Origin of the sequence: Staphylococcus sp. HMSC62B09 (genome assembly GCF_001839115.1) — a bacterium.
GTDB lineage: Bacteria > Bacillota > Bacilli > Staphylococcales > Staphylococcaceae > Staphylococcus > Staphylococcus haemolyticus.
In genome coordinates this window covers 28,630-49,832 of the sequence record NZ_KV840158.1, presented here as the reverse complement: position 1 = coordinate 49,832, position 21,203 = coordinate 28,630, and the positions used below count along the sequence as shown (strand labels likewise).

Genomic DNA, 21,203 nt, shown 5'->3' with positions numbered 1-21,203 from the left:
CACCCTTTCAATTTAAAGTTTAATTATTCAGATTTGCTAAAGCTTTTCTTGAATTCATTAATAGTTGCTTCAAATTTCTCATCAGATGGTAAGCCACCAGTTTCTCTAATTTCATTTAATAAGTCTGAACCATTTGATTTAGTCCAACTATTCAATTCATCTTCAAAACGTGTGATGTCTTCTACAGGAATATCATCTAGGTAACCTTTTGTTAATGCATAAATAATTAAAACTTGATTTTCAACAGGAAGTGGTTTGTTTTGATCTTGTTTCAAGACTTCAACCGTACGTTTACCTCTTTCAAGTTTTCTAGCTGTAAATTCATCTAAATCAGAACCGAATTGTGCAAATGATTCTAATTCTCTATATGAAGCTAAGTCTAAACGTAGCGTACCTGCTACTTTCTTCATTGCTTTAATTTGAGCAGATCCACCTACACGTGAAACTGATTGTCCTGCATTAATCGCTGGTCTTACACCTGAGAAGAATAAATCAGATTGTAAGAAAATTTGTCCATCTGTAATTGAAATTACGTTAGTTGGTACGTATGCAGAAATATCCCCTGCTTGTGTTTCAATGATTGGTAAAGCAGTTATTGAACCGCCACCTAAATCATCATTAAGTTTAGCTGCTCTTTCTAATAATCTACTATGCAGGTAGAATACGTCACCTGGATACGCTTCACGACCTGGTGGTCTACGTAATAATAATGATAACTCACGATAAGCAGCAGCTTGTTTAGTTAAATCATCGTAAACGATTAATACATGTTTACCATTGAACATAAACTCTTCACCCATAGTTACACCTGAGTAAGGTGCAATGTAAAGTAATGGTGAAGGTTCAGATGCTGAAGCTGAAACAACAATTGTGTAATCTAATGCACCAGCTTGACGCAATTTTTCTACATTTGCACGCACAGTTGAATCTTTTTGACCAATTGCTACGTAAATGCAAATTGTATCTAAACCTTTTTGGTTTAAGATTGTATCAATACCGATTGTTGTTTTACCTGTTTGTCTATCTCCGATAATTAACTCACGTTGACCACGTCCAATTGGAACTAATGCGTCAATCGCTTTAATACCAGTTTGAAGTGGTTCGTCAACAGATTTACGAGCCATTACACCTGTAGCTTTTTGCTCAACAGGACGTGTTTTAGTTGTATTGATAGGACCTTGCCCATCAATAGGTTGACCAAGTGGGTTAACAACACGACCCATAAGTTCTTCACCTACTGGAACTTCCATAATACGTCCAGTACGTCTAACTTCGTCGCCTTCAGTAATTTCAGTATATGGTCCTAAAATAACTACACCCACATTTGATTCTTCAAGGTTTTGAGCTAAACCAAGAACACCATTTGAGAACTCTACTAGCTCACCAGCCATACAGTCATTTAATCCGTGAATTAATGCGATACCGTCACCAATTTGGAGTACCGTACCAACATCAGTTACAGACATTTCAGACTCATAATTTTCAATTTGTGAGCGAAGTAATGCACTGATTTCTTCAGCTTTTATGGCCATCTATGTCACTCCTCTTTATTTTAGTTTACTCTTCTAAATTTGCGTTCGATTTGTTCTAAATCTTTTTTAACACTGCCATCTAGCACAGTAGTACCAACTTTAACTCTAAATCCTCCAATTAATTCTGGATTTATTTTCGTAGTAATATGTACTTGAGATAAATTAGTTTGTTTTAAAATTAAGTCTTTAATGCGATCAAGTTCTTCATCACTTAATTGATAAACTGATTCAACAATTGCTGAATCTTCATTATGATATTCATTATATAAACTTTTGAATTCTTTAAAAATTGAATTGATAAGTACTAAATGACGATTATTAGCTAATATCATTAGCATATTTTTCAAGTAATAATTAGCATCTCCAAAAATGATACCAACAAATTTGCGTCTTTCTGAAGCTGGTTGGTTAGGATTTGAGTCAATTGCTCTAAAATCTTCACCATAGTTTCTCGTAGCTTCACTAACTTCACTCAATTCGTCATACATTAAATCTAATCTATCTTTATCAATAGCGACGTCAAATAATGCTTTAGCGTATTTATTTGCTACATCTGCCATTATTTATCGCCTGCCTCTTTTAAATACTTATCAACAAGTTCTTTTTGATCTTGTTCTGAAATTTCTTTTTGAAGTACTTTAGAAGCAATTAATACTGATAATTCAGACACTTGATTGTTAATATCCGCTAATGCACGTTCTTTCTCGCTATTGATTTCACTTTGAGCAGTTTCAATCATACCATTTGCACGAATATTTGCTTCATGAATGATTTCTTCGTGTTGTTTACGTGCTTGAACTCTAGCATCTTCTAAAATACGTTGAACTTCATCTTGAGTTTGTTTTAGTGTCTTTTTGTTTTCTTCTTCAAGTTTTTGTGCATTTAATTTTGCTTCTTCGGCTTCATCAATGTCTCTATTGATGTCACGTTCACGTTTATCCATTACTTCTTTTAATGGACCCCAAGCAAATTTCTTAAGTAGTGCTAGTAATATAGCAAATGTGATAATTGTTACAATGACAGTACCCCATTCAACTCCACCACCTGCTGCACCTATAACGAATGAATTAGTTAATGCATTCACTGGCATTTGACACTCCTTTCATAATTAATCACCACTTGCCATTAAATAAAACGAACGGCGAAGATCCAAGTGACTTCGCCATGAAATTTTCTTATTGGAAAAGAGTCATGAATGCGATTACAACACCGATGATAGGTAATGCCTCAACTAAACCAATACCGATGAACATGATACTCATTAATTGTCCACGTGCTTCTGGTTGACGAGCTACACCTTCTACTGTTCTTGAAACGATAAGACCGTTACCGATACCTGCGCCTAGTGCTGATAAACCAATTGCAATTGCTGCTGCGATTAAACCCATATTAATAATTCCTCCTAAAATGTTTGTTTAAGTTAATGTGTGTCCGCTACTTTGTGGGACATGTAAACCATTGAAAGCATGATAAATATATATGCCTGGATTGAGCCAACAAAGATTGAGAATCCTTGCCATACGATTAAACCTGGAATACCTATAATCCAACCCCAAGCACTACTTACAACTAAACCGGCTAATAATGAAAGTAATAATTCACCGGCAAAAATATTACCGTATAAACGTAGTCCAAGTGTTAATGTTGAAGAGAATTCTTCAAAAACATTGATAATTGCTAAAGGCCAGAATGGTTTGAAGTAATTACCTATGTATGCCTTAGTACCACGGATTTTCACACCATAATAGTGTGTAAGTAATATCATCATAGTTGACAATGTCAATGTGACTGTTGCATCTGCTGTTGGAGATTTCCACCATAGATAATGATCTTTAGTGACTATAGCAAATGGTAACCCTAACATGTTTGCAACAAAGATAAATAATATCAATGTTACAGCTAAGAAGTGAAACTGACCACCTTTTTTCCAAGCCATATTACTCTCAATGATGCTTCTCACAAAGTCAAAGATCCATTCAATAAAATTCTGTTTACCTGATGGTCTTTTCTTTAAATTACGTGTACAAATAATTGCTATAAGAAAAACAATGATTGCTGTAATAACTAACATCATGATGCTTGCTAAATTGAAAACGAGATCAAAACCAAACACATTCCAACTCACGAGTGGGTTTTTGTGATCCATGTACTCACCTCTTTCGTTCTTAAAATTTTAACTCTTTAGCAGTAGAGGGCGTAGTATGATTAAAACATAAGAAAACATAAGACCTATCATTATTCCAATAATATTGACATAAACTTTTAATAAAAACCATATTACGCACGCAATGATAGCGACTAAGTATCTCCAAGTATTGCCTGTAGAAATGTGTATATTATCTGGTTGTTTTGCCCTAGATAAATATAATTCGAAAATATAGGTATTTATTAAAGATCCAACTGTGCCGATTATCAATCCAAGAATAAAAGGTTTTGGAATAATGATATACAATACACCCAATAAAATTAGAAAATAAATATAATATTGAATGAATTGTTTAAATATGATGCTGAAACGCCTCATTTTTTTCCTCCAAATTAACTTATGACAACCATGCAAACCGTTCCACTCATACAAATTTAATAATAATATAGGGGAAATAGTGTGTCAATTCTATTCAAATTGTTGTAAAAATTGACTATTTAGTTGTCAAAAAATGTTCACAATTAAGATTATTTTATGAATTGAAAGATTTTGGCATTTTTGAAGTTAAGCCGAAATAATATTTTATACTCTCACATATTCTCAAAGATGCATTGCCATCACCATAAGGATTTTGAGTTAGCGCCATTTGATCATAAATCATTTGATTTTCTAAGATTTCTGTTGTTGATTTAAAAACATTATCAAAATCAGTGCCTACAACCTTTAAAGTACCTGCTGTTACACCTTCTGGTCTTTCAGTTACATCTCTTAGAACAAGAACAGGTTTATTTAATGAAGGGGCTTCTTCTTGAATCCCCCCTGAATCAGTCAAAATTAAATATGCTTTATTTGCAAAATTATGAAAATCTACAACATCGAGTGGTTCAATTAATTCTATACGTTCATGTTCTCCTAAATACTCGTAAGCTAGTTCTCTTACTTTAGGATTTAAATGTAAAGGAGACACAATAACGATATCTTCATATTCATCCACAATTTTGCGCATCGCTTTGTAAATATCAATCATTGGCTGTCCGACATTTTCTCGTCTATGGACAGTTAATAATATAATACGTTTACCTTGATGTTTTCTTATAATATCTGAATTATATTCTTTTTGAATTGTTAGTTCGAGTGTGTCGATAGCAGTATTTCCAGTAATAATAATTGAATCAGGACTCTTGTTTTCTTGAAGTAGATTATTAGCCGCCCCTTTAGTAGGTGCAAAATGTATATCGGCTAAATTACTTACCATTTGCCTATTCACTTCTTCTGGAAATGGCGTATATTTATGTCGCGTTCTTAAACCTGCTTCAACATGACCAATAGCAACTTTATTATAAAAAGCAGCAAGAGCACCAGAAAATGTTGTAGTTGTGTCGCCATGAACTAATACCATATCTGGTTTCTCTTTTTTTATAACATCTTCAAGTTTCGTCATAGCTCTTGAGGTAATGTCGGAAAGTGTTTGACCTTCCTTCATAATATTTAAATCATAATGTGGCTTAATGTTAAAAGTATGTAATACTGAATCTAACATCTCACGATGCTGAGCAGTTACAACAATCATTGGTTCTAACTCAGCATCATATTCGAGTGCCTTTACTAAAGGTGCCATCTTAATCGCTTCTGGTCTAGTACCAAAGACTGTCATAATTTTTTTCATACTTTAAGCTCCTAAATACTATTTTGTACCAAATAATCTGTCCCCAGCATCACCTAAACCAGGCGTAATGTATGCTTTGTCATTTAATTTTTCATCTAATGCTGCAATATAAATATCTACATCATCATGCGCCTCTTGCATCTTTTCTACACCTTCTGGTGCTGCAATTAAACACATGAATCTAATATTTTTTGCACCGCGTTTCTTTAATGAATTGATGGCTTCAATTGCTGATGCTCCAGTTGCTAGCATTGGATCTACAACAATGATTTGTCTCTCATCAATATCTTGTGGAAGTTTAGCAAAGTATTCTACTGCTTTTAATGTGTTAGGATCACGATATAGACCAATATGACCTACTCTAGCCGCTGGCACTAGATTTAACACACCATCTGTCATACCTAAACCAGCTCTAAGTATTGGAACGATCGCTAATTTTTTACCAGCTAATCTTTTTGCAGTCATTGTTGTTACTGGCGTTTTAATTTCTACATCTTGCAGTTCTAAATCTCTAGTAACTTCATACGCCATTAACATGCCTACTTCATCAACAAGTTCTCTAAATTCTTTAGTTCCCGTATTCATATCACGGATGTAACTTAATTTGTGTTGAATTAGTGGGTGATCAAATACATGTACTTTACTCATTTATATTTCCTCCAAAATTTTATAAATTATTCATATAGCGGATATTTAGCAGTTAAACGACTTACTCTTTCTCTTGCTTCTTTTAATTTAGTATCATTATTAGGATTTTTTAGTGCTAAGCTAATAATACGACCTACTTCTTTAAACGCTTCCTCATCAAAGCCTCTCGTAGTCGCTGCAGGTGTACCTAAACGTATACCACTTGTTACGAATGCTTTTTCTTGATCAAATGGGATTGTATTTTTATTACATGTTATTCCAATAGAATCTAAAGTCGCTTCAGCTTCTTTACCAGTAACATTAACTGAATTTTTAACATCTACAGAAAGTAAATGATTATCAGTTCCTCCTGAAACAATTCTAAAGCCTTCTTCTTGCAATGTTTGTGAAAGTACTTTAGCGTTTTTAATTACTTGTTCTTGATAAACTTTAAAATCTTGCTCAAGCGCTTCACCAAACGCAACAGCTTTAGCTGCAATGACATGCTCTAAAGGGCCACCTTGAATTCCAGGGAATATTGTTTTATCAATATCTTTCTTATACTCTTCTTTACAAAGAATTAAGCCTCCACGTGGGCCACGTAAAGTTTTATGAGTAGTTGTAGTTACAAAGTCTGCATGTTCAACAGGATTTGGATGTAAACCTGTTGCTACTAAACCAGCGATATGGGCCATATCAACCATTAATTTAGCACCAACTTCATCAGCGATTTCTTTAAACTTTTTAAAATCCAGTTGTCTTGAATATGCTGATGTACCTGCAACTATCAATTTAGGTTTATGTTCATGCGCTAATTGACGCACCACTTCATAGTCAATTTTTTCAGTTTCCTTATCTACACCATAGTCAACAAAATTATAGAATTTACCACTAAAATTAACTGGTGACCCGTGTGTTAAGTGACCACCATGACTTAAATTCATTCCTAAAACAGTATCACCCATCTCTAGAGCGACAAGATAAACTGCCATGTTTGCTTGAGAACCTGAATGTGGTTGCACATTTACATGTTCAGCACCAAATAATGCTTTAGCTCGTTCGATAGCAATTGTTTCTGTAACGTCTACATAATCACAACCACCATAATAGCGACGACCAGGATAGCCTTCAGCATATTTATTAGTCATTACAGAACCCTGTGCTTCCATTACCGCTTCAGATACAAAATTTTCAGATGCTATTAATTCAATGTTGTTATTTTGTCTATTGTATTCATTTTGAATCGCTTCATAGACAGCTTTATCTTGATTTTGGATATAAGACATAAAAATCCCCTCCTACGCTTTCAAGCTTATTCGTATTTAGCTCGTTCACCACCGATTTTCTTAGGTCTTGAGGTTGCAATCGTTACAATTGCTTCACCAACCTGTTTGACACTTGTCCTAACCGGTACACAAACGTGTTTAATATGCATTCCAATTAATGTTTGACCTATATCAATACCTTTAAGTACTGAAATATGTTCAACTACGATTGGGTCATTCATATGCTTATAAGCATATGTAGCAAGACTACCTCCTGCGTGAACATCGGGAACAACAGTGACTTCTTCCATAGTTAGAGGGTTGAAATCTTCACGTTCAATTGTGACTGCTCTATTAATGTGTTCACAACCTTGGAATGCAAAAGAAACACCAGTATCTTGTTTCACTTCTTCTAATGCATTAAAGATTGTTTCAGCAACTTCCATTGACCCTACAGAACCAATCTTCTGTCCTATAACTTCAGAAGTCGAACATCCTATCACACAAATTTCATTTTCATTGAAAAATGATTGCGATTTAAGTTCATCAAGCAAAGTTTTAAGTTTTTGCATTGAAATCTCCACCTTAAATACATAATTAAAAAGAAGCATAGCAAACTAGCTATACTTCTTCATTATAACTTATTTAAAGCTTAACATATACTAATTGTATAATATTTGGCTTATGAATTTGTACGTAACTTACCTATCAAATACAGAAGTTGTTCAAACGTTTGACGGTAAGTATCTATGCTACCACCAAAAGGATCAACAATGTCACCTATTTCTCCAACATATTCACTGAGTTGATAAATGCGACCATTGTCACCATAATGAGAAACCAGTTGTTGTTTATGCATATCTGTCATCGTTAAAATTAAGTCACTATTCAAATCATTCTCACTAAATTGCTTAGCTACAGTCGGTTCAGGAAAATTATGCTCCATAATGACTTCTAATGACTCTGGTGATACGGATTGACCATCAATCGCGAACAGTCCTCTAGAATTAATTGTGTCATCTACAAGCATTTTCTTCGCGATACTTTCGGCTATTGGACTTCGGCAAGTGTTTCCAGTACATACAAATGTTATTCTCATAAGTTCTCACCTCTAACAATGTGATTACCTGTAGCTTTAATAATCCGATTCATAATTGCTTCAGATTCATCTGTTTTATCAAAAGCATAAATATATGCTTGATCTATTGATGGATTTTCATCAATACTATGAAGTATTTGATACAAATTATGATTAGCTTGTCTTATATCTTTTTCATCTTTACAAAGTTTAATGAATAGTGCATCACTTGGAGCATACTGCTTCAAAGTTTCCGGTAAAATAAAAGCTGTATTACTCCATTCTTTAATTGTTTTAATAGGTTCACTAAGATGCGTTAGCATCGTTACTGGTATATCAGGGGCATAGTGTTTATACTTCATTCCAGGTGCTATTGGTTGGCTACTGACGTCATAATGATAATCCTCAACACTTCCTGGTAAAACATCATTGAGCATTGCTTGTGTTATTGATCCTGGTCTTGCTATTCTGAAAGGAAACTGTGTACAATCTAGCACGGTGCTTTCTAATCCTTCTTCACTTTGATCACCATTGACTATACCGTCAATTTTGCCATTCAAATCATTAAAAACGTGTTGAAAGGTTGTAGGAGAAGGTCGCCCACTTACATTAGCACTAGGGGCAGCGATAGGCATATCAATGTATTGAAGTATAGCTCTTCCTATTGGATGACTTGGCATTCTTACCGCAATTGATTGTAAGCCACCTGTTACTTTCTCACAAAGATAACCCTGTCTTAAAGGTAAAATAAATGAAATAGGTCCAGGCCAAAATTCATCCATCAAACATTTGGCTTCTTCAGGCAAATGAGAAATAATTTGATCAAGCTGAGATTTATCATGTATATGGACAATTAATGGATTGTCAGAAGGACGTCCTTTGGCTTGATATATGTTTGAAACTGCATGTTGGTTTCGAGCATCTGCACCCAATCCGTAAACAGTCTCTGTTGGAATTGCAATTAAACCACCATCATTATATACCTGTTTTATATTTTCCAATTCTGGATAATCCAATAGCGATTCTTGATAATTACGCATATCCCATATCTCAGTTTTCATCAAGCTCACTCCTTCATTATTGTTTTATTCATATATATGAAAAGTTACTCATCTAAATTTTATCAGATAAGTAACTTTGAGTTTTACCATTTAAATGACACTATTCTTTCATTACCATTTATATCTTTAACAACTTTAACATCAAGTTTTGGATACTTTTCTAAAATAATATTTTTTAACCTTTCACCCTGGTTATAACCAATTTCAAAGGTGACAAAAGCATCTTTATTTAAAACTTTAGGCAAATCATTAAGGATTAATTCATAAATAGCGAAACCCTTATTCTCTGCAAACAATGCTATATGAGGTTCATACTTAACAACTGTGTTCTCCATCATTTCTATCTCATCTACATCAATATATGGTGGATTAGAAACAATACCATCCAATTTTATATTCTTTTGTATGAAAGGTTTCAATGCATTGCCTTTAAAAAAAGTTACAGCTGCCTCATGATAATGCGCATTATCTGATGCAACTTCTAAGGTCTCTTGGAGAATGTCTGTTGCATAAACAGTAAAATCTTTATTTAACTTTTTTAAAGTAACAGCTAAAACACCACTACCAGTTCCAATATCAGCAATTGTAGCACTTGATTTACAATTTTCAAGAAAATGCAACATCACTTCCTCCGTTTCAGGACGTGGAATTAAACAATGTTCATTAACTTGAAATTGATAGCCATAGAAAGATTGAAAACCAACAATATATTGTATAGGTTCACCTAAAAGCATCCGTTCAGTAGCAAGTGAAAACTTGATTTCTTCTGCTTTTGACATGTCATCATACATGTGAATTAAATAATCAGTTCTTGACCACCCAAACAAATCAAGCATCAACCATTCTGCTCTCGATTGTTCATAACCCTTATCTACAGCTTGTTTAATCGCATAATCTAATTGTTCTTTAAAGTTCACCATTGTTTAGTTCTTTCAATTTCTCAGTTTGTTCAGATAAAGTTAATGCATCAATAATTTCATCTAATTTACCTTCCATAATTTGATCTAACTTTTGTAAAGTTAATCCTATTCTATGGTCAGTTACACGGCTTTGTGGATAATTATATGTTCTAACTCTTTCAGACCTATCTCCTGTACCCACTGCTGATTTACGTTGTGCTGCATATTTTTGTTGTTCTTCCTGTAATTTCATATCATATAAACGTGCTTTTAAAACTTTCAACGCTTTTTCACGGTTTTGAATTTGAGATTTTTCAGAAGAAGTTGCAATAACACCAGTAGGTAAGTGAGTGATACGAACAGCTGAGTCAGTTGTATTAACATGCTGACCACCAGCACCACTTGAGCGATAGGTGTCTATTTTCAAATCTTCATTTCGGATTTCAATCTCAACATCTTCAACTTCAGGAAGAACAGCAACTGTCGCTGTTGAAGTATGAATTCGTCCACCTGATTCTGTTTCAGGTACACGTTGAACTCGGTGTGCACCATTTTCAAATTTTAATTTACTATAAGCACCGCTACCTGAAACTGAGAAACTAATTTCTTTATAACCACCATGGTCACTTTCAGCCGCTTCAACAATTTCAGTTTTAAAGTTTTGAGATTCTGCATACTTACTATACATTCTTAGTAAATCGCCAGCGAAGATTGCCGCTTCATCCCCACCTGCTGCTGCTCTGATTTCAACGATAACGTCTTTCTCATCATTAGGATCTTTTGGAATTAATAAAAATTTAAGTTGTTCTTCCAACTCAGGAATCACACTTTTCAAACTAGCACTTTCCTCTTTCAGCATTTCAATTTCTTCTTTATCTTCTGTTTCATTTAACATTTCATCAATTTCAGCAATTTCTTCTTTTTTACTTTTATAATCTCTATATACATCAACTGTTTTTTGTAAATCAGCTTGTTCTTTTGAATATTTACGTAACTTATCTGAATCATTAACAATCTCAGGGTCACTTAACATTTCATTGAGTTGTTCATATCTTTCTTCAACGATATCTAATTGGTCAAACACTACATTTCCTCCTCGTCACTTGTACTTGGTGCTACGATATGATGTGCACGACATCTCGGTTCATAACTTTCATTTGCCCCAACTAAAATGATAGGATCATCTACTTTAGCTGGCTGTCCATCGATTAAGCGTTGTGTTCTACTTGATGATGAACCACATACTGCACATACAGCCTGTAATTTAGTAACTTGTTCACTTACCGCCATGATTTGTGGCATGGGTTCGAATGGTTCCCCTCTGAAATCCATATCTAAGCCTGCAACCACTACTCGATGGCCATTTTCAGCAAGCTTCTCCACTATATTTACAATTTCTTTATCGAAAAATTGAATCTCATCAATACCAATGACATCAACATGAGACAAATCCTGTAATAATATATCTCTTGAACTAGAAATATTAATTGCTTCTAATTCATTACCGTCATGAGAAACAACTTTTTCTTTATGATAACGATCATCAATCGCTGGTTTAAACACTACTACTTTTTGTTTAGCGTATATCCCTCGTCTTAGTCTACGAATTAGTTCTTCTGACTTACCGCTAAACATACTTCCAGTAATGCATTCAATCCAACCGGAATGGTAAGTTTCATACATTATAAGTTCCACCTTTTACAAAAACATAATCGCTTAATTATATCATATTTCTATGTATTATAAATATCACTTTAAATACTACTTAAATTTAAAAAAACTGTCTACGCATTTCTATATAAAATAGATTAGGCAGACAGTTTAAACTTATAATTAGTTGTTTTTTGATTTGAGACCAAACTTTTTGTTGAAACGTTCCACACGACCATCCGCAGCAGCGAATTTTTGACGTCCTGTGTAGAATGGGTGTGAATCAGAAGATACATCTAAACGAATAACTGGGTATTCATTACCATCTTCCCATTCCATTGTTTCTGAAGATGTTTTAGTTGAACCACTTAAAAATTTAAAGTTAGTAGTTGTATCTAAAAAGATAACTTTGTGATAATCAGGATGGATTCCTTGTCTCATTAATTTTCAGCTCCTTTGCCCTGAACCATCTGGAACAGAGTTATTTGTGAGTTTTTTACCCAATACTTGGTAATTATAATAGTTATTAGATTAAAACGCAACCCTCAAACAGACATTCGTTAAATAATCGGTTTTCCTGTTTTTGTACTTTCTTCAGCAGCCTTTTGCAACTGTTGGAAAAATTCTTTATTACTTTTAGAGCGTTTTAATTTTCTAATAAATCTTTCTGTGAAATCTGTAGAGTCTGTAAACATGTTTCTTAACTGCCATAGTGAATCAAGTTCAGATTTACTAATTAGTAATTCTTCTTTACGCGTAGAACTTCTTCCAATATCAATCGCAGGGAAAATTCGACGTTCAGATAATTTACGATCAAGATGAAGTTCCATATTTCCTGTTCCTTTGAATTCTTCATAAATCATATCATCCATGCGTGATCCAGTTTCAACTAATGCAGTGGCTAATATCGTTAAACTTCCTCCTGCTTCAATGTTACGCGCAGCACCAAAGAATGCTTTAGGTTTGTGTAATGAAGCAGGATCAAGACCACCTGATAATGTTCTTCCACTTGGTGGTATAACTAAGTTATACGCTCTTGCCAATCGAGTAATTGAGTCCATCAGAATAATAACATCTTGACCAATCTCAACTAATCGTTTAGCACGTTCTAGTAATAATTCAGCTACTTTAACATGGTGTTCTGGTGGCTCATCAAAAGTCGAGTGCACTACTTCAGCAGATTCAACGGATCTTTCAATATCAGTTACTTCTTCTGGACGTTCCCCAACTAATAAAATAAATAATTTTGCATCAGGTTTATTTTTACTAATCGCATTTGCAATTTCTTTTAATAAAGACGTTTTACCCGCTTTAGGAGGTGCAACAATAAGTCCACGTTGACCTAGACCAATAGGCGTAACTAAATCCATTATACGTGTTGAATAATTTTGGGGATCTGTTTCTAAAACGATTCTTTCCTCAGGATAGAGAGGCGTTAAAGCTTGAAAGTGAGGGCGTTTTTTTACAACTTCAGCATTCTCATCATTAACAAAGTCAACTTGCAATAAACCATAATATTTTTCATTATCTTTAGGTTTACGAACTTTTCCGGTTACTTTATCACCACGTTTAATTTCGAAACGTCGTATTTGACTTGCAGATATATAAATATCTTTTTCACCTTTTGAATAGTTGACTGTTCTTAGGAACCCATAACCATCAGGCTGGATATCATCTAAAACACCCTCCATGTAATAGTTACCATCTTTTTCCATTTGGGCTTCCATGATAGCTAAAACTAATTCACTCTTATTCAATTTACTATAATTAGTAAGTTTTAATGTTTTTGCTTTTTGTGTTAATTCTTTCGTTGTGTAATTTTTATACAATTCATGAAACGACTCATACTGTGGAGATGTACGTACTTTTTCAGGCATAAATTGCACCCATTTCTTATATATTTATAAAGACTTCAATTTGATTAGAAAAGAGATATTTTAAATAGTTTCATTTCAAGAACTCACTAAGTCTATTTAGGATATCTCATAAAATAATATTTAAAGTCTTGAATACTAGAATTAATATAGCAAATTTTCAATTTAAATACAAAACGATTTTATTAAATTTCCAAAAATAAAACAGCTCATGGAACTAAAAATATTCCATGAACTGATACAAATAATATATAAATTAATTTTTTAAATTAACTGAAATAACCAGCAATTGATTTCACTTCTAAGAACTCTTCTATACCATAATCGCCCCACTCACGACCAATTCCAGATTGTTTATATCCACCAAATGGTAAATCTGGTTGGTTTCCAGCTTCATTGATTTCAATTCTACCTGCTTCAATTGAACGAGCTACTTTTTGAAGTGTTTCTTTATCTTTACCTATTACATATCCTGCTAATCCATATTTAGTATCATTAGCAATTTTGATTGCTTCATCTAAATCATTATATGTGATTACAGAAGCAACTGGTCCAAAGATTTCTTCTTTAGCAATTGTCATGTCATTGTCTACATTGATAAAAATAGTTGGTCTCGCGAAATAACCAGTATTTAATCCTTCAGGTTTACCAGGACCACCGTAGAATAACTCTGCACCTTCTTCAATACCTTTATCAATATATGATTGGACTGTATCAAATTGTTTCTTACTAATAATCGGTCCAACTTGAGTACCTTCTTCTCGTGGATCTCCAACTTTAACTTTACTAAATTCTTCTTTAAGTGCAGTTAATAAGTCTTCTTTTTTGCTTTCAGGAATTAAAATACGAGTACCTGCAGTACATACTTGACCTGTGTTATTAACTACTTTGCCAGTAGTTGCTTTCGCTGCTTCTTTAACATCAACATCATCTAATACGATATAAGGCGATTTACCGCCTAATTCAAGTGATACTTTTTTGAAATCCTTAGAAGCTTTTTCCATTATTTTTGAACCTGTGCGTCCTGAACCAGTAAATGACATCATTCTAACTTTTGGATGTTCACTTAGTGGATTACCTACACCTTCACCGTCACCATTAACAAGATTAAATACACCTTTTGGTACGCCTACTTTATCAAATATTTCAGCTAAAATGACTGCAGCAAATGGTGTTTCTTCTGAAGGTTTTAGAACAACAGGACTACCTGCTGCAAAAGCGGCTGCTAATTTCAATGAAGTTTGATTAGTTGGGAAATTCCAAGGTGTTACTAGGCCTGAAACACCAATTGCCTCTTTAATAACTAATGCATCTCCACGTCTTTCTTCAAATTCGAATGAATCTAGTGCTCTACTTGCCTCTTCAAAATGATTTAGTCCCATTTGGTAGTGGACATTCTCAGATACTGTTAAAGGTGCACCTAATTCATCCGTTATGGCTTCTACAATATCTTGTTTTCTATTTTTATATTCTTCTACAATTTTATCTAATAGTTCTTTTCTTTCTTTCACTGAGCTATGACGAAATTCTAAATAAACGTTATTTGCAGCTTCTACTGCTTTTTCCACATCATTAGCATTACCTTTAGCTACTTTACCAATAACTTCTTCAGTTGCTGGATTGATTACTTCAATCGTTTCATTACTATCGCTATCAATCCATTCGCCATTTATATATTGTTGAGTATAATTTCTCATAAATTCTTCACTCCTTAAGAATCATTATGTCATTTGTATACCTTTTTTCATTGAAAATTAAACATACCATCTTAGTATGAAATAACAAAAGAGTTTTGCACCTAGCAATGATGAACAATTATAAAAAGTGATTATTCATTCAATATAAAGCACAAAACTCTTTATTACATTATTTAGATTTAACTTCTTCTTCAAGTGTTACATGTTCTTGAGCCCATTTTTCAATGGGTTTTAAAGCTTCTGCTAAAGCTTTACCTTTATCAGTCAATTCATAAATGATTGAAACTGGACTAGTTGAGACTACTTTCTTTTCAACTAATCCCCATTCACCTAAATCAGTTAATTTAATACTTAATGCACGTGGTGTAATGGTCTTTAAATCCCTTTTCATATCGGAAAAGTGCGCAGTATAATCAGTGCATCGTGATAGATAATTAATGATTAAACCGTTCCAACTTCTACCAACAATTTTAAAGGTTTCTTCAAGATATGGACAGATTTCCATTGTCTTCACCTCTATTCAAAACTTCTTTAGATTGTAAGTACTAAAAATCGCTTATAAATATAAACATTGTATAGGCTTTAATGATATCTATAAACCAAAATCTTATTAGTATCTAATATAATTATTATACCAGAAAAAGCTAATATGTCGAGAGTTGAAACTGTCAATATTAACTTATCAATACCTTTAGACTTCTTCAGTCCAAATATTTGCACCTAATTCTTTCAAATGCTTAACAATGTCAGTATAGCCTCTATAAATATGTCTAACGTTATAAATTGTAGTAACGCCTTCAGCTAAAAGACCTGCAATAATTAAACATGCACCTGCACGCAAATCACTTGCATATACTTTAGCACCATTAAGTGATGATGGTTTAATTGTAGCAGTTCCAGTTTCCATATCGACTTCAATATTAGCACCCATGTTTTTTAACTCATCGACATGTTTAAAACGTGCAGGATATATTGTTTCTGTTACAAATGAAGGGCCATCTGCCATAAATAATAAAGGCGTGATTGGTTGTTGTAAATCTGTTGCAAACCCAGGGTATACTAAAGTTTTAATATCTACATTTTTATAAGATGATTTGCGCTTTATGATTGCTTTTTCAGCATCATCATCTACTTGGATGTCTACACCAAGTTCTTTTAATTTAACAGTAAGTGCTTCAACATGTTTTGGAACAATATTATTAATAGTAATTTCTTCTCCAACTGCTGCCGCTATACACATGTACGTCCCTGCTTCAATACGATCAGGGATAATTTGGTATTCAGAACCATGTAAGCTATCAACACCATTAATTTTTAACGTACTTGTCCCTGCCCCTTTAATATCTGCGCCAAGACTATTCAAGAAATTAGCAACATCTACAACTTCAGGTTCTTTAGCTGCATTTTCAATGACTGTTTGACCAGTTGCATGAACAGCTGCCAACATAATGTTGATTGTTGCGCCTACACTAACCATATCTAAGAAGATATTAGCACCATGTAGTTCTTTAGCTTCTATTTTAATAGATGTATCATTTGATTCATCTATTTCTGCTCCTAATGCTTTAAAACCTTTAATATGTTGATCAATTGGACGTGGTCCTAATGGACAACCACCAGGTAAACCTATTACACATTTTTTAAAACGCCCTAACATTGCTCCCATCATGTAATAAGATGCTCTAAGAGATTCAACTTTATTGTTAGGCAGTGGTGCATTTTCAATTTCTGAAGTATCTACTTCTAAAGTTTTTCCATTTAAATGGGCTTTAATATTTAAATCTTCCAATAAACTAACTAGCGTCTCTACATCGGAAATTTGTGGTAAGCCATCTAATTTAACTTGGCCTTGAGCTAATAATGTTGCTGGGATAATTGCTACCGCACTATTTTTGGCACCACTTATCGTAACGTCTCCCTTTAGTGTTTGACCACCGCGAATTTTTATTACCTCTTGAGTCATAAGTTTATCTCCTTTGTTTCTCATTTATTTAAAATAATACATTAGTAACATTATAAAATACATATTCTTTATTTGTAAAACATAAATTATTACGAATTATTGATAATTGCAATTTTTAAAATTATCGATTCAAAATTTATAGAACTAATTCGAGAATTATATATACAAATATTATAAATCATTTTTGAAAAACATTTAAATATGAATACTCAAATTATAAAGAAAAAGAGTGAAACGACTTAACGTTTCACTCCTATTTCAAAACATCTTCAATTAAATTATTTATTTAGCACGATTAGATGTACCAAATTCTCTAATTTTACCTTTAACTGTTTCTTTAATCGCTTCACGAGCAGGTCCTAAATATTTACGTGGATCATATACATCTTGATCATTATTTAAAACTTCTCTTACTGCTTTAGCTGAAGCAATTTGGTTTTCAGTATTAACATTAATTTTAGCAGTACCATAAGGGATTGCTTTTTGAATGTCTTTAGTTGGGATACCAGTACCACCATGTAAAACTAATGGTAAACCAGTTGATGCACCAATTTCTTCCATTTCTTTGAATCCTAATTTAGGTTCACCTTTATATGGCCCGTGAATTGAACCTAATGCTGGAGCTAAAGTATCAATGCCAGTTCTTTCAACTAATTCTTGGCATTCTTTAGGATCAGCATAAATAATGCCACCTACAACATCATCTTCTTGTCCACCAACTGTTCCTAATTCAGCTTCTACTGATACACCATGTTGATGAGCATACTCTACAACTTTTGAAGTAATTTCGATATTTTCTTCAAAAGGACTATGAGAAGCATCGATCATTACTGAAGTGAATCCAGCATCAATAGCTTCTTTACATTTTTCAAAGCTTGAACCATGGTCCAAGTGAATAGCTACAGGTACAGTAATATTTAAGTCATGAATTAAACCTTCAACCATTTTAACTACTGTATAGAAACCACTCATATAACGTGCAGCACCTTCTGAAACACCTAAGATAACTGGCGCATTCTCTTCTTGTGAAGCTTCTAAAATAGCTTGTGTAAATTCTAAGTTATTTAAGTTGTATTGACCAACCGCATAACCATTTTCTTTCGCATCGATTAACATTTCTTTCATTGAAACTAATGGCATGAAAGTTCCTCCTTGTGTGCAACTGCACAATTTTTAAAATCATTATATCAGATATTTTTTTGAATTGCATGTGAATGCATGCTTGATTTAAAATAAACTTTTACTATTAAATACTAAATTATTAATAATTCAATATATGAACGGTTTTATTGCACATAAGTTTGAGTTTATTTACAATACATATGAAACGGAGGAACAACATGTCTAAAATATTACAAACTCAATTAACGGGTATATTTAATCGGTTAGAAGATCAAGCTTTAGATATTCAAATGGCTGCTCAATGTCTAATACAAGCAATCGGTGGCGAAGGTTATGTATACATTAAAGGCTATGGCGATTTGAAATTTTTCGAGCCTTTCGTTATAGAAAGTGAAGAGCACCTTAAATCTAGTAAATTATTATCCACGCTCACAACATTTGATGATATAGATTCAACAGATCGCGTGTTACTCTTTTCACCATTTTACACTGAAGAAGTAGCTAAAGATTTACAAACATTAGTAGATAACGATATAGATGTTGTCTTAATTTGTAATCGACCCAAAGATTCAAAAATACCAGAACACTTTATACATTTCATCAATCTAGCTACCCCTAGACCAATTGTTTATACTGAAGATTATGATAAAGTTGTTCAACCTCATACGATATCTTTTAATTACATATATTATGAAATTTACACTCAAATGATTGAAATGACACGAGATTTAGAGTTGTGATGTCATTCATTATAAAATCAACCCTTACGTCACCATTTCAGTACGTAAGGGTTGATTTATTATATTATTTATTTTGATGTTTATAAGCCGCTTCTACAAACGATTTGAAAATAGGTTGAGGTCTGTTAGGTCTTGATAAGAATTCAGGATGGAATTGACATGCGATATAGAAGTCATTCTCTGGAATTTCTACCATTTCTACTAATCGACCATCTGGACTAGTACCAGAGAACACCATACCATTAGCTTCTAATTGTTCTCTAAATTCATTATTAAATTCATATCTATGGCGGTGTCTTTCTTCAATATTTATTACGTCATAAATTTGATGTGCCAATGTGTTTTCTTTAATTTTACATGGATATAATCCTAAACGTAACGTGCCACCTAAATCTTCAATATCCTTTTGCTCAGGTAATAAATCAATAATTGGATAAGGTGTGCTAGGATCAAGTTCTGCTGAGTGTGCTCCCTCTAAACCTAGTACATTACGTGCAAACTCAACAGTCGCTAATTGCATACCTAAGCAAATACCAAAGTATGGAACATTATTTTCACGAGCGTATTTAATTGCAGCAATTTTACCTTCGCTTGCTCTAAATCCAAATCCACCTGGTACAAGAATGCCATCTACATCTTTTAAATAGTCTTCAACATTATTATCATTAACTTCGCCAGAATCAATCCACTTAACTACAACGTCTTTCTTCAATGGGTAGCCAGCATGTTTCAATGACTCTACAACAGATAAGTATGCATCTTGTAAGCTAACATATTTACCTACTAATCCAATCGTGATTGTACCATCAAGTGAATTAACGGTATCTAGTAAATATTGCCATTCATCTAATTGCGTTTCATATTTAGCATCTAAATCTAATCGCTTGATGACAATGTCATCCATATCCTGTGCACTTAATTGTAATGGAATTTCATATAAAGATGATGCGTCTCTACATTCTATAACGCTCTCTTTATTAATATCACAGAATAAAGCAATTTTATCTTTTAAATCTTGTGTCATTTCATATTCTGTACGCACTACAATTAAATCCGGTTGAATACCTAAACCACGTAGTTCCTTAACACTGTGTTGTGTTGGTTTTGTTTTCATTTCACCAGCAGCTTTAATGTATGGAAGCAATGTACAATGTACATACATTACGTTTTCACGACCTAAATCACTTCTAATCTGTCTAATTGCTTCGATAAATGGAAGTGATTCAATGTCACCAGTTGTACCACCGATTTCAGTAATAACTACATCTGCGTTTGTACTCTCACCAGCAAGTAGTAAACGTTCTTTAATTTCATTAGTAATATGTGGAATAACTTGAACTGTTCCACCTAAGTAATCACCACGACGTTCTTTCTTGAGTACATGTGAATAAACTTTCCCAGCTGTAACATTTGAATATTTATTTAAATTAATATCAATAAAACGCTCATAGTGTCCTAAATCTAAGTCAGTTTCAGCACCATCATCTGTAACAAATACTTCTCCATGTTGATACGGACTCATAGTTCCTGGGTCAACATTTAAATATGGATCAAATTTTTGAATTGTTACTTTTAAGCCTCTATCTTTTAACAATCTACCTAGAGAAGCGGCTGTGATACCTTTTCCTAATGATGATACTACTCCGCCCGTTACAAAAATAAATTTTGTCATTTCCTGACCTCCTAATTTATAAAGGGATGCTTCCTTACCTATTTATTCTTTTTAAATAATCAATTTTGAAAAATAAAAAAATCGCTCCCTCTCACATATCTGTAAGGGGAGCGTATATGATTTATACACGTGTCCTATTTAAAGGAGCCCGAATAAAATTCTATCATTTTTTTAGTAAAAGTCAATTAAAACTAAAATTTAGTTTTAAAAT

Annotated in this window: 23 protein-coding genes; 1 reads left to right on the top strand and 22 read right to left on the bottom strand. The window is 33.3% G+C overall.

Going from position 1 to position 21,203, the window contains the following annotated elements; genetic code table 11:
* Positions 1-23: 23 nt before the first annotated feature.
* The 21 genes from atpA to fdaB all read right to left on the bottom strand — a co-directional run bounded on the left by atpA (position 24) and on the right by fdaB (position 18,598).
* Entirely contained in the window at positions 24-1,532 is a 1,509-nt protein-coding gene (gene atpA / locus HMPREF3265_RS10080; RefSeq protein ID WP_070861615.1) for a F0F1 ATP synthase subunit alpha, read from the bottom strand.
* A gap of 20 nt (positions 1,533-1,552) precedes the next feature.
* Positions 1,553-2,092, bottom strand: coding sequence for a F0F1 ATP synthase subunit delta (locus HMPREF3265_RS10075; RefSeq protein ID WP_070580756.1), 540 nt, complete (start codon positions 2,090-2,092; stop codon positions 1,553-1,555).
* Entirely contained in the window at positions 2,092-2,622 is a 531-nt protein-coding gene (locus tag HMPREF3265_RS10070; RefSeq protein WP_070861613.1) for a F0F1 ATP synthase subunit B, read from the bottom strand. The genes HMPREF3265_RS10075 and HMPREF3265_RS10070 overlap by 1 nt, the downstream gene beginning before the upstream one ends.
* An 85-nt stretch (positions 2,623-2,707) precedes the next feature.
* The gene (gene atpE, locus HMPREF3265_RS10065) at positions 2,708-2,920 is read right to left on the bottom strand and encodes a F0F1 ATP synthase subunit C (RefSeq protein WP_011275238.1); all 213 of its coding nucleotides are present in this window, start codon (positions 2,918-2,920) and stop codon (positions 2,708-2,710) included.
* A 32-nt stretch (positions 2,921-2,952) separates the two neighbouring features.
* A complete protein-coding gene (gene atpB / locus HMPREF3265_RS10060) occupies positions 2,953-3,678 on the bottom strand; it encodes a F0F1 ATP synthase subunit A (RefSeq protein WP_070861611.1) in 726 nt (241 codons plus the stop codon).
* A 27-nt stretch (positions 3,679-3,705) separates the two neighbouring features.
* On the bottom strand, positions 3,706-4,056 hold the full coding sequence (locus tag HMPREF3265_RS10055) for an ATP synthase subunit I (RefSeq protein WP_037551936.1): 351 nt from the start codon (positions 4,054-4,056) through the stop codon (positions 3,706-3,708).
* A gap of 154 nt (positions 4,057-4,210) precedes the next feature.
* Positions 4,211-5,344 carry a non-hydrolyzing UDP-N-acetylglucosamine 2-epimerase gene (gene wecB, locus HMPREF3265_RS10050; RefSeq protein ID WP_049426600.1) on the bottom strand — a complete coding sequence of 378 codons (1,134 nt, stop codon included), beginning with the start codon at positions 5,342-5,344 and terminating at the stop codon, positions 4,211-4,213.
* A gap of 18 nt (positions 5,345-5,362) precedes the next feature.
* Complete coding sequence (upp, locus tag HMPREF3265_RS10045) at positions 5,363-5,992, bottom strand: uracil phosphoribosyltransferase (RefSeq protein WP_037551932.1); 630 nt, start codon at positions 5,990-5,992, stop codon at positions 5,363-5,365.
* A 26-nt stretch (positions 5,993-6,018) separates the two neighbouring features.
* A complete protein-coding gene (gene glyA, locus HMPREF3265_RS10040) occupies positions 6,019-7,257 on the bottom strand; it encodes a serine hydroxymethyltransferase (protein WP_049426599.1) in 1,239 nt (412 codons plus the stop codon).
* Positions 7,258-7,283: 26 nt separating this feature from the next.
* The gene (locus HMPREF3265_RS10035) at positions 7,284-7,808 is read right to left on the bottom strand and encodes a TIGR01440 family protein (protein ID WP_070861608.1); all 525 of its coding nucleotides are present in this window, start codon (positions 7,806-7,808) and stop codon (positions 7,284-7,286) included.
* Between the two features lie 110 nt (positions 7,809-7,918).
* Positions 7,919-8,335, bottom strand: coding sequence for a low molecular weight protein arginine phosphatase (locus tag HMPREF3265_RS10030; protein ID WP_053025295.1), 417 nt, complete (start codon positions 8,333-8,335; stop codon positions 7,919-7,921).
* Positions 8,332-9,375: an L-threonylcarbamoyladenylate synthase gene (locus tag HMPREF3265_RS10025; protein ID WP_070861606.1), complete on the bottom strand. Its 1,044-nt coding sequence runs from the start codon at positions 9,373-9,375 to the stop codon at positions 8,332-8,334. The genes HMPREF3265_RS10030 and HMPREF3265_RS10025 overlap by 4 nt, the downstream gene beginning before the upstream one ends.
* Before the next feature lie 83 nt (positions 9,376-9,458).
* Complete coding sequence (prmC, locus tag HMPREF3265_RS10020; protein WP_053025297.1) at positions 9,459-10,295, bottom strand: peptide chain release factor N(5)-glutamine methyltransferase; 837 nt, start codon at positions 10,293-10,295, stop codon at positions 9,459-9,461.
* Entirely contained in the window at positions 10,282-11,358 is a 1,077-nt protein-coding gene (gene prfA / locus HMPREF3265_RS10015) for a peptide chain release factor 1 (RefSeq protein ID WP_053025298.1), read from the bottom strand. The genes prmC and prfA overlap by 14 nt, the downstream gene beginning before the upstream one ends.
* Complete coding sequence (locus tag HMPREF3265_RS10010; protein ID WP_053025299.1) at positions 11,358-11,957, bottom strand: thymidine kinase; 600 nt, start codon at positions 11,955-11,957, stop codon at positions 11,358-11,360. The genes prfA and HMPREF3265_RS10010 overlap by 1 nt, the downstream gene beginning before the upstream one ends.
* Positions 11,958-12,107: 150 nt before the next feature.
* Positions 12,108-12,365, bottom strand: a complete 258-nt coding sequence (locus tag HMPREF3265_RS10005) for a type B 50S ribosomal protein L31 (RefSeq protein WP_070861604.1) — start codon at positions 12,363-12,365, stop codon at positions 12,108-12,110.
* Positions 12,366-12,484: 119 nt separating this feature from the next.
* Positions 12,485-13,801 (bottom strand): transcription termination factor Rho, encoded by a 1,317-nt coding sequence (gene rho / locus HMPREF3265_RS10000; RefSeq protein WP_011275225.1) that lies wholly within the window; start codon positions 13,799-13,801, stop codon positions 12,485-12,487.
* 266 nt (positions 13,802-14,067) lie between these two features.
* On the bottom strand, positions 14,068-15,495 hold the full coding sequence (locus HMPREF3265_RS09995) for an aldehyde dehydrogenase family protein (protein WP_070861601.1): 1,428 nt from the start codon (positions 15,493-15,495) through the stop codon (positions 14,068-14,070).
* 169 nt (positions 15,496-15,664) lie between these two features.
* A complete protein-coding gene (locus HMPREF3265_RS09990; protein ID WP_011275223.1) occupies positions 15,665-16,000 on the bottom strand; it encodes a winged helix-turn-helix transcriptional regulator in 336 nt (111 codons plus the stop codon).
* 186 nt (positions 16,001-16,186) lie between these two features.
* Entirely contained in the window at positions 16,187-17,458 is a 1,272-nt protein-coding gene (locus HMPREF3265_RS09985) for a UDP-N-acetylglucosamine 1-carboxyvinyltransferase (RefSeq protein ID WP_070861599.1), read from the bottom strand.
* A gap of 282 nt (positions 17,459-17,740) precedes the next feature.
* Entirely contained in the window at positions 17,741-18,598 is an 858-nt protein-coding gene (gene fdaB, locus HMPREF3265_RS09980; RefSeq protein WP_070861596.1) for a class IIb fructose-bisphosphate aldolase FdaB, read from the bottom strand.
* Positions 18,599-18,798: 200 nt separating this feature from the next.
* Between fdaB and HMPREF3265_RS09975 the strand changes: the two genes are divergently transcribed.
* Positions 18,799-19,320: a DUF2529 family protein gene (locus HMPREF3265_RS09975; RefSeq protein ID WP_070861594.1), complete on the top strand. Its 522-nt coding sequence runs from the start codon at positions 18,799-18,801 to the stop codon at positions 19,318-19,320.
* A 64-nt stretch (positions 19,321-19,384) separates the two neighbouring features.
* Here HMPREF3265_RS09975 and HMPREF3265_RS09970 read toward each other — a convergent pair whose 3' ends face one another.
* Positions 19,385-20,992, bottom strand: coding sequence for a CTP synthase (locus tag HMPREF3265_RS09970; RefSeq protein WP_070440342.1), 1,608 nt, complete (start codon positions 20,990-20,992; stop codon positions 19,385-19,387).
* Positions 20,993-21,203: the final 211 nt, after the last annotated feature.